The organism is Cupriavidus sp. BIC8F, assembly GCF_032465815.1.
Taxonomy (GTDB): Bacteria; Pseudomonadota; Gammaproteobacteria; order Burkholderiales; family Burkholderiaceae; genus Cupriavidus; species Cupriavidus necator.
The window spans coordinates 1385288-1398844 of the sequence record NZ_CP136094.1; the positions used below are offsets into that span (position 1 = coordinate 1385288).

The window sequence follows — 13557 nt, forward strand, 5'->3', positions numbered from 1 at the left end:
GGAAGACTGCAAAGCCCGACAAACTCCTAGCGGCGGGATCATGCGCACGATGGCCTGCGGCAGGATGATCGCGCGCATGGCCTGGCCGGAAGACATGCCGATCGAGCGGGCCGCTTCCATCTGGCCCTTGTCCACGGACTGGATGGCGCCGCGCACGATTTCCGACACATAGGCGCCGGAATAGATGCCCAGCCCGATCACGCCGCACACAAAGGCCGGCAGCAGGATGTTGAACTGCGGCAGCCCGAAGAACAGCAGGAACAGCTGCACCAGCAGCGGCGTGCCGCGGATGAAGGTCACGTAGGCGGTGCAGATGCCGTAGATGACGCGGCGATTCGGGTCCAGCCGGCCGATGCCGACCAGCAGGCCCATGACGCAGCCCAGCACCAGCGCGCAGGCCGTCACCTCCACGGTGATGACGGCGCCGTGGACGATGTCATGCCAGCCGGCAAAGACAGGAGAAAAATCCAATTCCATGATGATGATCCGCGCGGCTTACTTGGCGGCCGTGCCGAACCATTTCTGGGTCAGCCTGGCGTAGGTGCCATCGGCCTTCACCTTGGCGAGTGCCGCATTGAGGGCGCGGGTCAGCTCGGGCGTGTCCTTGCGCACGGCCATGCCGTATTCCTCGGTGGTGAGCGGCTGCTCCACCATGCGCAGGCCGCCGCGGGTCTTGACGTACTGCGTCGCGGCCGGCTTGCCGGTCACGGCGGCATCGGCGCGGCCGATCTCGACCAGGTTGAACATTTCCTGGTTCTTTTCGACTTCCACTCGCTGCACCTGCGGATACGTGTCGCGCAGGAAGCTGACCGACTTGGTGCCCACCTGCACGCTGACCTTCTTGCCGTTCAGGTCGGCCGGGGCGTGGATGGTGGTGTTGGCGCTCTTGACCAGCGCCACCAGGCCGCCGATGTAGTACGGCTCGGTGAAGTCCACCACCTTGCGGCGCTCGGGGGTGATGTAGATGCCGGACACGGCCATGTCGAAGCGGCGCGAGACCAGCCCGGGGATCAGGCCCTTGAAGTCGATGTCGGTCCATTCGACCCGCTTGCCCATCGTCTTGGCCATGGCCTCCACCAGCTCCACGTCAAAGCCGGTGCGCTTGCCGTTCTCGATAAATTCCATCGGCGGGAAGGTGGCGTCGGTGGCCACGCGCAGCACGGCATTGTCCTGCGCGTGCGCGGCGGTGCCGAGGGTCAGGGCGGTCAGGGTTGCCAGGCCGGCCATCAGGCATTTGCGACGAAGGTTCATGGAAGTCTCCTATTCTCGGGAACGAGGGATCTGCCGTCGCATGGGTGTGCCGACGGCGGCGGTAACGATTTGCTTGGTAGCTTGGTATTCAGTAAGACTGCAGCCGGGCGGAAATCCGCATCGCCGCTGCCACGGTCATGTCGATCAGCGCGGTCTCTCGCCCTTGCCGCCGCGTGGCCGGCACCATCAGCGTGATGGAGCCCAGCGCATCGGCCTTGCTGCGCCGCGAGAAGAGCGGCGCGCTCACGCCCCACACGCCCGGATCCACCTCGCCCTCGCTGACGGCGTAGCCGGTCTCGCGAATCGCGGCGAGCTCGGCCAGCAGCTGTTCGGCTTCGCCTGGCTCGCACTGGGCCCGGACCAGGCGCTCGCGCGCTTCGTCGCGCATGAACGCCAGCAGCGACTTGGCCGACGCACCGGCGCGCAGCGGCACGCCGCGGCCCTTCTCGAACGAGCAGCGCAGCGACTGGCGGCTCTCCACCATCTCCAGGCACACCGCGTGATCCTTGACGGCGACGACCAGCCCTACGCTTTCATCGGACTGCTGCGCCAGCAGCTGCATGTCGGGCAAGGCTTCGCGCGCCAGGTGCGAGGCCATGTCAAAGCCGAGCGCCAGTTGCAGGCTGATCGGGCCCGGCGCGTATTCGCCGTCGGACTCCAGCACAAAGCCCCAGCGCTTGAGCATCATCAGTTGGCGGTAGAGCGTGCTCTTGGGCAGGCCGGTCTTGGCAACCAGCTCGCGCACCGTGATCGGCGCGCCGTGTTGCGCCAGCGCCGCCAGCACGAACAGCACGCGATCGGCACCGCCCGCGGGCTGGCCGGGTTCGGCAGTCGCGGAGGTCGCGGGCTTCACGGCGGTGGGGTTGTCGACGGCATTCAACATAGGGCCCAAGAATAGGACCTGATTCCCGGAAATCAAAACCGAGAGTCCCGGAAAATGGGAATGAGTGACTAGGGATAACCCTTGATGACTGGCAATTTGATCGGCCAAGTGCGTGGGGCGCCGCTGCGCCGCGATCAGTAGATGCCCGGCAGCATCCGCCAGGTCCGGTCACAGTACGACGCGTACTCGTCGCCAAACTGGTCGCGCAGCAGCGCTTCTTCCGCGCGGATGCGCGCCAGCAGCACCGGCACCATCAGCAGCGTCAGCACCACGCCCACGCCGGAGCGGAACGCCAGTACCCATCCCAGCGAACTGACCAGGAAGCCGAGGTAGCTCGGATGCCGGATCACGCCATAGATCCCGGTGGTCACCAGCGTATGCCCCGGCTGGATCGCCACCAGCCCGCTGAAGCGCCGCCCCAGCACAAACACCGGCCACAGCCGCAGCACGCCGCCGCCGGCAAACAGCGCCACGCCGGTCCAGCGCATGGTGTCGCCATCGAACGTCCAGAAGCCGATGCGGTCGGTATAGGGCGGCAGGTACGCCGCCAGCAGCCCGAGCACGCCAAAGACGGCCAACACCCAGCGGTTGCCGCGGTCCTCGCGCATGCCGCTGCTGATGTTGCCGCCGGAGAAGAGTGCCGCGATGGACAGGGCGAACAGGACCAGGGTCAGGGCCACGCGCGCCGGGTGCGCAAAAAACGCAGCGATGCCGCCCCAACCTGCGATGGCGATGGCCAAGTAGGCGAGCGTGCCGGCGAGCGTGGCAATCGCCATGCCGGGAGTCGGGCGCATGGGGAACCTCCGTTGAGACGGTGGATGCACAAGCGAAGGGTAAGCCTCAGGCGGCCCGGGTGTCGAGGGCGGCCGGGTCGTGATTAAATCTGCGTATTGCGCCGGCGCATGCCGGGGCGCAGTGAACCGCTTTCGCCACACCACCATGCCCCTGATCGACATCAAGAACCTCCAGCAAGCCGCCCAAGACTTCGGCAAGGCCCGAAACTGGGGCAAATATCACAGCCCCAAGAACCTCGCGATGGCGCTGAGCGTGGAGGTGTCCGAACTGGTCGAGATCTTCCAGTGGCAGACCGACGCGGAATCGCGCGCCATCATGTCCACCGACGAGCGCGACCATGTGGAGCAGGAGCTTGCCGATATCACCATCTATCTGGCGCAGCTGGTGACGGCGCTGGGCGTGGACCTGGACGCGGCGATCCGCGCCAAGATGGAGATGAACGCCAGGAAGTACCCGCTGCCGGAATGAGGCGCCCGGCGACGGCGCGGGCTCACGACAATGGCCGGCTCCCCGCCAGGACGCACAACAGCAGCACTCCGTTCAAAGCGAGCAGTCCGCTCACCACAAGCACGATGGGCGGCGCATCCCGTGTCCGCTCGCGCAGGCGGGTGACCCCCGGCAGCCACTCGCCGCGCGTACGCCGGGACCAGCAGGCGACGCCCGCGCTGCACATGCCCAGCCACGCCAGCGTGCCCAGCGATGTCCAACCGCGTGATTGCGGCGCCAGCGTCGGACGGATGGACGCCTGCTGGGGCGTCGGGCCGGAGGCTCTTTGGATCACGACAGGGGGCGCTTGCATCCCTGGTCCGGCTAACGCCTCTGACGGCGGCAGGGCTGGAGGCTGCTCCGCTACTGGTTGAGTTGCTGGAGGTGGCGCGACGGCTGGCCGCGAGGCCTCGACCCTGACCGCAGCTTGCTTGTTCCTCGACGCCTCCCGCGCCCGCGCCGCCGGCGGCGTTGGTTGCGGCGCGGCAGCCTGCGGCGGTTTCTTGCCGGGCTGTCGGCGCCAGCTGGCAAAGACCCTGTCCAGGCATGTCACCGACGTGCACGCGTCCCGGCGCTCCCTCCAGGCGGCGATGTCGCTCCTGTGGATCGCGCCGGCGCGCAGCTGGCGCTGCTGGTCCGCATGGATGCGCTCGTGTTCGCGCTGGAGCATCGCGTGATCGCAGATCAGGTGGGCGGCTTGCGGCACTGACTGCAGACAGGACGTGCCGGCGGCGAGCGGATCGTCGCAGCGGGAAGGACGCAGCGTGGTCTTGCAGGCAATATCCGACGCCTGCGCACTGGCAGCCAGCAGAGGACCGAGCGCGATGCACGCGGCCAGACGGCCCGAAAGCCTTGTCATCCTGTCACCCCGTGATAGTGGGGATCGTCCGGCGCTGAAGCGGGCGCCGATGGACTTCTATTCTGGTACGGCGCCATCCATCTACTGTTCGCTATCCCACAGAACCGTGCAGCAAACTTTGGGCGCGGCCTCGGATGCGTGGCCGAGGCCACAGATGCGGAAGGCCGCGGCTATACCTTCTTGCCTTCCCCATCGTCCCCCGCGTGCGCAGGGGCGACATGCCCGCCCCCGTACGGCATCCTTCGGTCTGACAAAAACAAAAAGCGAAGGGGTCATCATGGGCCGCAGGAAGCAATCGAGCGTCTTCGAGGATCTGTATGGCATTGCCACCGCACTGCCATGGTGGGCAGGCGTAGCGTTGGCCATCATTGCCTACGCGGTGCTGCACCGTTATGCGATTGCCGAAGTGCCGGTCACCGCCGCGCCGGGGCAAATCGGCCAAATGGTCGTGACACAGATGGTCAAGGCGCTATCGATGTACGGCCAGTACATCGTGCCGCTGTTGCTGCTGGCCGGCGCGCTGGCTTCGTGGCTGGGCCGCCGCAAGCGGCAAGGACTGGTGCGCGGCGTGGCGGCGAGCCAGTCTGGCGACGCCCTGCGTCAAATGACCTGGCGTGATTCCGAGCGGCTGGTGGGAGAGGTGTTCCGGATGCGCGGTTACGCCGTGGCGGAGACCGGTGGCGGCGGTGCGGATGGGGGCATCGACCTGCGGCTCAGAAAGGGCAACGAGCTGGCGCTAGTGCAGTGCAAGCAATGGCGCGCCTACAAGGTGCCGGTCACGGTGGTACGGGAACTGTATGGCGTGATGGCTGCGCAGGGTGCGTCGCAAGGATTCGTTGTTACATCGGGGCAGTTCACCGCCGATGCGCGGGCCTTCGCGTCTGGGCGGAACATAGAGCTGATCGATGGCCAGGCACTCACCGTGCTGGTCAAGCGCGCCCGCGCTGCAGCGCAGACGGGATCGACCGCACGGCCGCGTGCCGCCGCGAACGCGCCGGCACGCGCCGCGGAACCGCCGAAGCCAACTGAAATGTCGCCAGCCGCCGTGCCAGGCTGCCCGCGCTGCGGCAGCGCCATGATCCAACGCATCGCCAAACAGGGCGCGAACGCCGGCAATCCGTTTTGGGGCTGCGCCACATTCCCCAAATGCCGCGGCGTGCGTGGCCTCTGACTCTCACTGGTTCGGACAACGGCAGTCTGCTGTTGTACCCGTTTGTCAGATCGAGACCAGGCTCACAACCCAACCCGCCACATAAAGCCCCAGCCCGAACATCGCATGCGTCACCAGGCTATGCGCCCGTGCCACATTTGGCCGTGGCGTGCGGCTCGCGGCGATGCCGGCACCCATCGCCGGCTGCATCAGCAGGAACGGTGCCGCCACACTGCCGATGCCGACGATCAACGCGGGTGCCAGCGTCGGATGACGCGCCCAGTCGAGTCCCCAAAGTGCCAGCAGGATGGCCGCGAACACGATGCCGGTCAGGTAATGCGCGATCCAGCCGATCGCGCGCTCGCCGCGTACCGGTGGCGATGCAGCGATGGGATGGTGGCAAAGGCGCCCTCGCGGCAGCCACGCGAGCCAGCGGCCTACTAGTCCATAGTCCAGCGCAGGGACGCTCATGAACCGCTTGCGGAGGATGGCCCAGGTGTCCATCACCAGCGTTGCGCCGGTGCCGATCACGACTGCATTGAACAGGAGCGCCATCGCTGTATCAGGCATGGGCAGTCTCTCCGGCCGTCTGTGATGAAGCCAAAGCCCTGGCGGTGATCATCCAGCAAGCAGCGGTGTAGCGCACGGTTGCGCCATGAACGTAAGGCTCGAATGCCGCACGGACGGTTTCGATGACGCTGGCGCGTGTGCTTGCATCTGCCTCGCGCAGGGCCAGGCCGACGGGACCGAGGCGGGACAGGTAGTCCACCAGCGCAGGCTCCGGCAGCGTGCAGGCGAGGTCGACCGGCTGGACATCGATCCCGGTCCAGCCGCCCTCTTCCAGGATGGCCTGCACGCGCTGGCGGTCGCCGAAGGCGAACTGCCCCGGCGCACCCGGCTGCCGCGGCGGCAGGTTGGACAGCAGCGGCGCGGCCGCGCGCTCGGCGGTGGTCATGAACGGATTCTCTGCGGCGCTGCGCCAGGCGATGCATTGGAGCGTGGCATCCGGTGTTGCGGCCCGGCGCAGGTTGGCAAAGGCCCGCACCGGATCGCTGAAGAACATCACGCCCAGGCGCGACACGATGCTGTCGAAGCTTGCTGGCGCGAAGGCGTAGTCCTGCGCGTCGGCGCGAATAAAGCTGGCGGTCGAGCCGTCCTGCTGCGCGCGTGCCCGTGCAGCGGCGAGCATCGGCCCGGAAATATCGATGCCGGTGCATCTGCCCTGCGTGCCGAGCGTACGCGCCAGCGCGATCGTAGTGCTGCCGGTGCCGCAGCCGACATCGAGCACATGTTGTGCCGAGGTCTTGCCGACCGTATCGACAAGCAGGCCTTCCAGCGGCCGGAGCATGTCGTCGAGCACCGCCTGCTCCGCGACCCAGGCATGGCCGGAGGGGCCGTTCCACAGTGCGGCCTGATCGCCGCCGTTGCTGCTGGTCTGTTGTTGCTCACCCATGGTCGTATCCCCTTGCACGCCGTCCTGGCATGGAAGCTACACTGTGCCAGTTCAAGTCGACTTTAGGTCAAGCGGTGACAAGCCTGGATATTGCGGAAGTGGCCCGGCAGGCTGGCGTGCCGGCCTCGACGCTGCGGTACTACGAGGAAAGGGGGCTGATCGCTTCCATCGGCCGGCGCGGGATGCGGCGCGTGTTCGATGCCGGCGTGCTCGAGCGGCTGGCGCTGATCGCACTGGGGCGTGCCGCCGGCTTCTCGCTGGATGACATCGCGCGGATGTTCTCGCCACAGGGCCAGCCGAAAATCGACCGGCAGGTGCTGGCGGCCAAGGCGGATGAGCTGGACCGGACCATCCGCAAGCTGACTGCGATGCGCGACGGACTGCGGCATGCGGCTGCTTGTCCGGCGCCAGGCCATATGGAGTGCCCGACGTTCCAGCGGATTCTGCGGGCGGCGGCGTCAGGGGCGATTGGTGGGAGGAAGCATGCCCACGGGCTTCCAACGGACTGACGTTCCGCCCTGAACAAGCGTTTCGAATGGCCCCTTTCTAGGGCTCTGCGGAGTCTGGCGGGGCCATTCTCCGCAGAATTTGCGGAGATCAGCTTAAGGATGGAGCCGGTCTCACCCCAACCTGAACTGCCCCACCGCCCCCGCCAGGCTCCCGGCCTGCGTCTGCAGCGCCGCCGCAGCAGCCGTGGATTGCTCAACCAGCGCCGCATTCTGCTGCACCATCTGATCCAGCTGGCTCACCGCCATATTCACCTCTTGAATACCGCGGGTTTGTTCCATGGCTGCGTGAGTGATCTCGGAAATAATGCCGGTCACCCTGGAGACGTTGCTGACGATCTCACTCATGGTGTCGCCGGCGCGGCGGACCTGGCCGGAGCCGGAGGTGACGCTGCCCACGGTGGATTCGATCAGGGTCTTGATCTCCTTGGCGGCCTGGGCGCTGCGCTGGGCCAGGGCGCGCACTTCGCCCGCCACGACGGCGAAGCCGCGGCCCTGGTCGCCGGCGCGGGCGGCTTCCACCGCGGCATTGAGCGCCAGGATGTTGGTCTGGAAGGCGATGCCTTCGATCACGCCGATGATGTCGGAGACCCTGACCGAGGCGTTTTCGATCTGGCCCATGGTGGTGATGACTTCGCCGATCACGACGCCGCCGTCGGCGGCCACGCGCGAGGCGGCGGTGACGGATTCGCTGGCGTGCTGGGCCGAGCTGGCAGACTGGCTGACGGTGGCGGTGATTTCTTCCATCGAGGCCGCAGTCTGCTGCAGGCTGGCGGCGGCGGATTCGGTGCGGCGCGACAGGTCCGTGTTGCCGGCGGCGATCTCGTCGGAGGCGGCGCGCACGGATTCGCTGGCGTCGCGGATTTGGCGCATGATGGTGCAGAGCTTGTCGGCAAAGGTGTTGAAGGCGCGCGCGATCTGCGCGACTTCGTCGTTGCCGTCGGCTGGCAGGCGCTGGGTCAGGTCGCCGTCGCCGGAGCCGATGGCGTCCATGGCATCGCGCACGGTGGACAGGCCGCGCAGCGACATCGTTGCCACGCCCCAGACTACGGCGGCGGCCACGCCTGCGATCAGTACCAGTGCGATCACAGATGCGATCAGCACTGAGCGCATGCCGGCGGTGGCCTCGGCCTTGTCCAGGGCGACGATGACCATCCAGTCGGTGCCGGGGATGGCGCGCGCGCCAAGCAGCTTGGCGCTGCCGCCGACTTCGACTTCCAGCGGTGTCCTTGCGCCGGCCAGTGCGGCGAGCTTGCCGGCGTTCAGCGCGGGCACGAGTTCCGTCACCGGCTTGAGCGTGAGCTTGTCTTCGGTGTGGGCGACGATGTCGCCGTTCCTGGCCACCAGCATGCCGAAGCTTGCCGGCGTGGGGCGGATCGCCTTGACGTTGGCGATCACGGTGTCCATCGCCACATCACCGGACACCACGGCCTTGACCTCGCCATCGCGGACCACGGGCGTGGCAAATGTCACCACCAGCTTGCCGGTGCTGGCAGCGACATAGGGTGGCGTAACCACCGGCTTGCCGGCTGCTGCGGCCTGCTTGTACCAGGGCCGGGCGGTCGGGTCGTAGCCGGGCGGGACGCCTTTCGGGTCGGAGAATCTGGAGGCCTTGTCGGCATAACCGACGTAGACTTTGGTGAAGCGGCCGGCGTCGGCCACCTGCTTGAGCGCAGCATCGGGTTCGGGCTGCAGCACGGCATCCTGCAGCGACTGGATCATCTGGCTGTGCGAGGCCACCCAGTCGACGATGGCGCTGGCGTGGCCGCTCTGCACGGCCGCCAGGCTGCTGTCGATGGCGTCTTCGTTATAGCGGTTGGCGACGAACTGGTTCAGCGACGTATTGATGGCGAGCGCGGCGATGACGATGGCCACGCACAGGGCCACGATCCGCGCACGGATGGTAGTGAACATCAGGGGGAGATCCTTCGTAGGGAATCGTTGGGGGCGTTTGTGTGTGGGATTTCCACCTCGCTGTATACGGAGCGGGTGCGCCCGACTTGAGGCAGACAGGCGAAAGCCGGTCGAATGTGATCAGGTTGACGACACAACGCGCCAATTTGGTGCGCGATAGTGCGCTTGCGCGGCTCGGGAATGCGCGCTGGCGGATCCGCATTCGTAACGCGAACACCTGCAGGAGCGGGTGGGAGAGCGTTTCGGCGTGATCAAACGCTAGATCGGATGCATTGCAATACAAGCGGCGTTGCAATGCAGCGGTGATGTCGATACGGGCGTTCATGACCATGACGGCAGCCGCAGCAGAACGCTTGCCGCAGTGCATCCGACGGCGGCTTGGGCAGGCGTACATCTATCGTCAAGCCTTGCTGATCAGTCATGCAGACAAGCTAACGACTTTTTCACAACGTATTACAAAGACTTACAGCCGTTATGCGAACGGCAACATATCCTCCGATCACCTCACACATAAACCAAACGGAGAGCCTACCGTGTCAGTCCTTTCTTTGACTTCCGCGCCGCTGCGCGTGCTTGCCCTGAGCGGTGCCCTGGCGCTGGCCGCCTGCGGTGGTGGTGGTGGCGGCGATGATGGCGGCGGGCAGGGGACGCTCAAGGTCTCGATGACCGATGCGCCGGCCTGTGGCTTCAACAATGTCTTCGTGACCGTCAACAAGGTGCGCGTGCACAGCAGCGCCAGCGCCGAGGCGAGCGCCGGGGGCTGGGTCGATATCGACGTCGTGCCCGCGCGCAAGATCGACCTGCTGTCACTGACCAACGGCGTGCTGACGGTGCTGGGCCAGACCGCGCTGCCTGCCGGCAACTACCAGCAGGTGCGCCTGGTGCTCGATGCCAACCGTGGCGGCGGCGCCGGTGCGCTGGCCAACTCGGTGGTGCCCATCGGCGGCACTGAGCAGGCGCTGGACACGCCCAGCGCGGTGCAGTCGGGCATCAAGATCAACCGGTCGTTCACCGTGGCAAAGGGTACGCTGACCGACCTGGTGCTGGACTTTGACGCGTGCAAGTCGGTGGTCACGCGCGGCAATGGCACCTTTGGCCTGAAGCCGGTGGTGACGGCGATCCCGACGATCGTCAGCGGTGAAGTGAACGGCGTGGTCAGCGGGGCGCCGGGTGCGCGCGTGTATGCCGAGCGCAACGGCGTGGTGGTGAAGGCGACGCTGGCGGACGCCAACGGCAACTTCAAGCTGTCGCCGATCGAGCAGAGCAGCACGGCCGGCCCGGTTGACGTGGTGGTAGTGCCGGGTTCTGCCAATGGCAAGGCGGCGGGCATCGTGCGCGGTGTGCCGGTGGTGGTGGGCACGCCCACGGCGATCTCGACCGCGGCGGCGCCGATGTCGCTGCCGGCGTCGACCTATCGCCGGGTTTCGGGTACGGTGACGCCGGCTTCGGCGGAAGCGACCCTGCGCGCGCTGCAACTGGTCAGCGGCGGCACCTTTGAGATCGCGGCGACGGCTGCCGCAAGCGATACCGGCGCCTATAGCATGTTCACGGGCGAGCCGGCGCTGCCGGTGGCCGCGCCGGTGATCGGCACCTACCAGGCCGCGCTGCCGATCCCGCTGTCGCCGGATGGCGCTGCCGCGGGCAAGTACAGTGTGCAGGCCACCAGCGCCAGCGGTACCGTGCAGACGAAGCCGGCCGATGTGAGCGCCGCGGACGCTTTGGTGAACTTCACGTTCTGATTCTCCGGGGGATCACGCAGTAAGCCGGAAGGGGGACTTGCCCTCTTCCGGCCTTTTTTGTCTGGGCAGCGGGCCTTGCCGCGCAGCCACCGCTTGCCGTGGTTTCCCGATAGACTGCCAGTCTCGCGTTTCGGGAGATCGCGCCATGGCAGCACGCACCGCGGCGAAGGCCGCATCCAGGCCTGCAGCAACGTCAGAGGCCACACCCGGGGCCAGGTCACGCAAGGCCTCCACGTCCGCCGAGCCGGTGCGGGTTGGCATCGGTGGCTGGAATTTCGCCCCGTGGCGCGACAACTTCTATCCCGCCGGCCTGGCACAGGCACGTGAGCTGGCCTATGCCAGCCGCCACCTCAGCGCGATCGAAATCAACAGCACCTACCACGGCACGCAGAAGCGCACCTCGTTCGCCAAATGGCGCGACGAGACGCCGGATGATTTTGTGTTCGCGGTGAAGGCCTCGCGCTTTGCCACCAACCGGCGCGTGCTGGCCGAGTCCGGCGAATCGATAGAACGCTTCATCGACAGCGGCATTGCCGAGCTTGGCCGCAAGCTGGGTCCGGTGGTGTGGCAGTTCGCGCCCACCAAGCAGTTCGATGCGGAAGACTTCGAGGCCTTCCTGCAGCTGCTGCCGGATTCGGTGGAGGGCGTGAAGCTGCGCCACGTGCTGGAGGTGCGGCACGACAGCTTCCAGTCGCCGGACTACCTCAAGCTCGCGCGCAAGTACAAGGCCGCCACGGTCTTTACCGATTCGCCCAAGTTTCCGTCGATGGCGGATCTCACTGCAGACTTTGTCTATGCACGGCTGATGGCCAGCAGCGAGAAGCTGAAGGCCGGCTACGCGCCCAGGGACCTGGATGCGTGGGCTGAACGGGTGCGCACGTGGGCGCAAGGCCACCAGCCGGACGACCTGCCGACGGTGGAAGACCGCAAGCCCGCCGCGCGCAAGCGCGAAGTCTTTGTCTTCTTTATCAACGGCGCCAAGGAACGCGCGCCGGCCGCGGCGCAGGCGCTGCTGGAGCGGCTGGACTGGACGCCGCCGGCCGACGACTGACGGATCGACATCCCTGGATCGCTATAATCGCGCATGAACTCGACCCCCGCCCAGCCGCAAGCCGGCACCGCTTTTTCCACCCTGCCGCTGTCGCCCACCATGCTCGCCACGCTGGCGCAGCTTGGCTATGACGAAATGACGCCGATCCAGGCGGCCAGCCTGCCGATCACATTGGCGGGCCAGGACCTGGTGGCGCAGGCCAAGACCGGCAGCGGCAAGACCGCTGCCTTCGGACTGGCGCTGCTGCACCGGCTCGATCCGCGCCGCTTCGACGTGCAGGCGATGGTGCTGTGCCCCACGCGCGAGCTGGCCGACCAGGTCACGCAGGAAATTCGCCGCCTGGCGCGCGCGGAAGAGAACATCAAGGTGCTGACGCTGTGCGGCGGCTCGCCGATGCGGCCGCAGGTCGACAGCCTGATCCATGGCGCACATATCGTGGTGGGCACGCCCGGACGCATCCTGGATCACATCGATCGCGGCAGCCTGGACCTGTCCGGCATCAACACGCTGGTGCTGGACGAGGCCGACCGCATGCTCGACATGGGCTTTTTCGACGACATCGCCTATGTGGCCAGCCGCTGCCCGAAGGACCGGCAGACGCTGCTGTTCTCCGCCACGTATCCGCCCGGCATCGACAAGCTCAGCCACCGTTTCCTGCGCAACCCGCAGTCGGTCAAGCTGGAGGCTACGCATGACAACAGCACCATCCGCCAGCGCTTCTATGAAGTCGAGGATGGCGAGCGCCTGAACGCAGTGGGGCGCCTGCTGGACCACTTCCGGCCGGTCAGCACGCTGGCGTTCTGCAATACCAAGGCGCGTTGCCGCGAGCTGGTGGAACTGCTGCGCGCGCAGGGCTACCAGGCGCTGGCGCTGCACGGCGAGCTGGAGCAGCGCGAGCGCGACCAGGTGCTGGTGCAGTTTGCCAACCGCAGCTGCTCGGTGCTGGTTGCCACCGACGTGGCCGCGCGCGGGCTGGATATCGCACAGCTCGAGGCGGTGATCAATGTCGAGATCACGCCCGATCCTGAAGTCCACGTGCACCGCATCGGCCGCACCGGCCGCGCCGACCAGGAAGGCTGGGCCTTCAGCCTGGTCAGCATGGACGAGATGGGCCGCGTGGGCAACCTGGAACAGCACCACGGCGGCGAATTCGAATGGCACCCGCTGGCCGACCTGAGGCCCGCCAGCGATGAACGCCTGCTGCCGCCGATGGTGACCTTGCAGATGCTGGGCGGCCGCAAGGAGAAGATCCGCCCCGGCGATATCCTGGGTGCGCTGACCGGCGATGCGGGCTTCACCAAGGAGCAGATTGGCAAGATCAATGTGCTGGAGATGTCCACCTATATCGCGGTGGAGCGCAGCATCGGGCGCGAGGCGGTGAAGCGGCTCAATGCCGGCAAGGTCAAGGGCAAGAAGGTGAAGGTGCGGATGCTGACGGAGTGAAAGACGGGCCCCATGCGGGGCCCGTTC

At 66.8% G+C, this 13557-nt stretch carries 13 protein-coding genes and 1 pseudogene; 6 read left to right on the forward strand and 8 right to left on the reverse strand.

Annotated features, from left to right (window positions below):
• Positions 1-24 precede the first annotated feature (24 nt).
• From RS901_RS06420 to RS901_RS06435, 4 genes and pseudogenes are all read right to left on the reverse strand, one after another.
• Positions 25-477 (reverse strand): annotated as a pseudogene (locus RS901_RS06420) (amino acid ABC transporter permease); the annotation flags it as partial.
• An 18-nt stretch (positions 478-495) separates the two neighbouring features.
• The gene (locus RS901_RS06425; RefSeq protein WP_316152129.1) at positions 496-1251 is read right to left on the reverse strand and encodes a transporter substrate-binding domain-containing protein; all 756 of its coding nucleotides are present in this window, start codon (positions 1249-1251) and stop codon (positions 496-498) included.
• Positions 1252-1339: 88 nt separating this feature from the next.
• Positions 1340-2134: an IclR family transcriptional regulator gene (locus RS901_RS06430; protein WP_316153401.1), complete on the reverse strand. Its 795-nt coding sequence runs from the start codon at positions 2132-2134 to the stop codon at positions 1340-1342.
• 134 nt (positions 2135-2268) lie between these two features.
• Complete coding sequence (locus RS901_RS06435; RefSeq protein WP_316152131.1) at positions 2269-2928, reverse strand: isoprenylcysteine carboxylmethyltransferase family protein; 660 nt, start codon at positions 2926-2928, stop codon at positions 2269-2271.
• 145 nt (positions 2929-3073) lie between these two features.
• Between RS901_RS06435 and RS901_RS06440 the strand changes: the two genes are divergently transcribed.
• Complete coding sequence (locus RS901_RS06440) at positions 3074-3397, forward strand: nucleotide pyrophosphohydrolase (RefSeq protein ID WP_013955146.1); 324 nt, start codon at positions 3074-3076, stop codon at positions 3395-3397.
• A 22-nt stretch (positions 3398-3419) separates the two neighbouring features.
• Here RS901_RS06440 and RS901_RS06445 read toward each other — a convergent pair whose 3' ends face one another.
• Positions 3420-4274, reverse strand: coding sequence for a hypothetical protein (locus RS901_RS06445; RefSeq protein WP_316152133.1), 855 nt, complete (start codon positions 4272-4274; stop codon positions 3420-3422).
• 277 nt (positions 4275-4551) lie between these two features.
• On the opposite strand from RS901_RS06445, the gene RS901_RS06450 reads away from it, so the two are divergent.
• A complete protein-coding gene (locus RS901_RS06450; RefSeq protein ID WP_316153406.1) occupies positions 4552-5445 on the forward strand; it encodes a restriction endonuclease in 894 nt (297 codons plus the stop codon).
• Positions 5446-5490: 45 nt separating this feature from the next.
• Here the strand turns inward: RS901_RS06450 and RS901_RS06455 are convergent, their stop codons facing one another.
• Both RS901_RS06455 and RS901_RS06460 read right to left on the reverse strand, forming a co-directional pair.
• Positions 5491-5994 (reverse strand): DUF2938 domain-containing protein, encoded by a 504-nt coding sequence (locus tag RS901_RS06455; protein WP_316152134.1) that lies wholly within the window; start codon positions 5992-5994, stop codon positions 5491-5493.
• On the reverse strand, positions 5987-6877 hold the full coding sequence (locus RS901_RS06460; RefSeq protein WP_316152136.1) for a class I SAM-dependent methyltransferase: 891 nt from the start codon (positions 6875-6877) through the stop codon (positions 5987-5989). Before RS901_RS06460 ends, RS901_RS06455 begins: the two co-directional genes overlap by 8 nt.
• Positions 6878-6951: 74 nt before the next feature.
• On the opposite strand from RS901_RS06460, the gene RS901_RS06465 reads away from it, so the two are divergent.
• Positions 6952-7386, forward strand: a complete 435-nt coding sequence (locus RS901_RS06465; RefSeq protein WP_316152137.1) for a helix-turn-helix domain-containing protein — start codon at positions 6952-6954, stop codon at positions 7384-7386.
• A 111-nt stretch (positions 7387-7497) separates the two neighbouring features.
• Here RS901_RS06465 and RS901_RS06470 read toward each other — a convergent pair whose 3' ends face one another.
• Complete coding sequence (locus tag RS901_RS06470; RefSeq protein ID WP_316152139.1) at positions 7498-9297, reverse strand: methyl-accepting chemotaxis protein; 1800 nt, start codon at positions 9295-9297, stop codon at positions 7498-7500.
• A gap of 533 nt (positions 9298-9830) precedes the next feature.
• Here RS901_RS06470 and RS901_RS06475 point away from each other — a divergent pair.
• From RS901_RS06475 to dbpA, 3 genes are all read left to right on the forward strand, one after another.
• Positions 9831-11036 (forward strand): DUF4382 domain-containing protein, encoded by a 1206-nt coding sequence (locus tag RS901_RS06475; RefSeq protein WP_316152140.1) that lies wholly within the window; start codon positions 9831-9833, stop codon positions 11034-11036.
• A 145-nt stretch (positions 11037-11181) separates the two neighbouring features.
• Complete coding sequence (locus tag RS901_RS06480) at positions 11182-12087, forward strand: DUF72 domain-containing protein (protein WP_316152141.1); 906 nt, start codon at positions 11182-11184, stop codon at positions 12085-12087.
• A gap of 33 nt (positions 12088-12120) precedes the next feature.
• Entirely contained in the window at positions 12121-13530 is a 1410-nt protein-coding gene (dbpA, locus tag RS901_RS06485; RefSeq protein WP_316152142.1) for an ATP-dependent RNA helicase DbpA, read from the forward strand.
• Positions 13531-13557: the final 27 nt, after the last annotated feature.

What these genes read in the sequence shown, in the direction of transcription:
- RS901_RS06460 (WP_316152136.1), bottom strand. Translation starts at nt 6,877, where the DNA reads ATGGGTGAGCAACAACAGACCAGCAGCAACGGCGGCGATCAGGCCGCA.
- dbpA (WP_316152142.1), top strand. Translation starts at nt 12,121, where the DNA reads ATGAACTCGACCCCCGCCCAGCCGCAAGCCGGCACCGCTTTTTCCACC.
- RS901_RS06425 (WP_316152129.1), bottom strand. Translation starts at nt 1,251, where the DNA reads ATGAACCTTCGTCGCAAATGCCTGATGGCCGGCCTGGCAACCCTGACC.
- RS901_RS06450 (WP_316153406.1), top strand. Translation starts at nt 4,552, where the DNA reads ATGGGCCGCAGGAAGCAATCGAGCGTCTTCGAGGATCTGTATGGCATT.
- RS901_RS06455 (WP_316152134.1), bottom strand. Translation starts at nt 5,994, where the DNA reads ATGCCTGATACAGCGATGGCGCTCCTGTTCAATGCAGTCGTGATCGGC.
- RS901_RS06445 (WP_316152133.1), bottom strand. Translation starts at nt 4,274, where the DNA reads ATGACAAGGCTTTCGGGCCGTCTGGCCGCGTGCATCGCGCTCGGTCCT.
- RS901_RS06435 (WP_316152131.1), bottom strand. Translation starts at nt 2,928, where the DNA reads ATGCGCCCGACTCCCGGCATGGCGATTGCCACGCTCGCCGGCACGCTC.
- RS901_RS06480 (WP_316152141.1), top strand. Translation starts at nt 11,182, where the DNA reads ATGGCAGCACGCACCGCGGCGAAGGCCGCATCCAGGCCTGCAGCAACG.
- RS901_RS06440 (WP_013955146.1), top strand. Translation starts at nt 3,074, where the DNA reads ATGCCCCTGATCGACATCAAGAACCTCCAGCAAGCCGCCCAAGACTTC.
- RS901_RS06470 (WP_316152139.1), bottom strand. Translation starts at nt 9,297, where the DNA reads ATGTTCACTACCATCCGTGCGCGGATCGTGGCCCTGTGCGTGGCCATC.
- RS901_RS06430 (WP_316153401.1), bottom strand. Translation starts at nt 2,134, where the DNA reads ATGTTGAATGCCGTCGACAACCCCACCGCCGTGAAGCCCGCGACCTCC.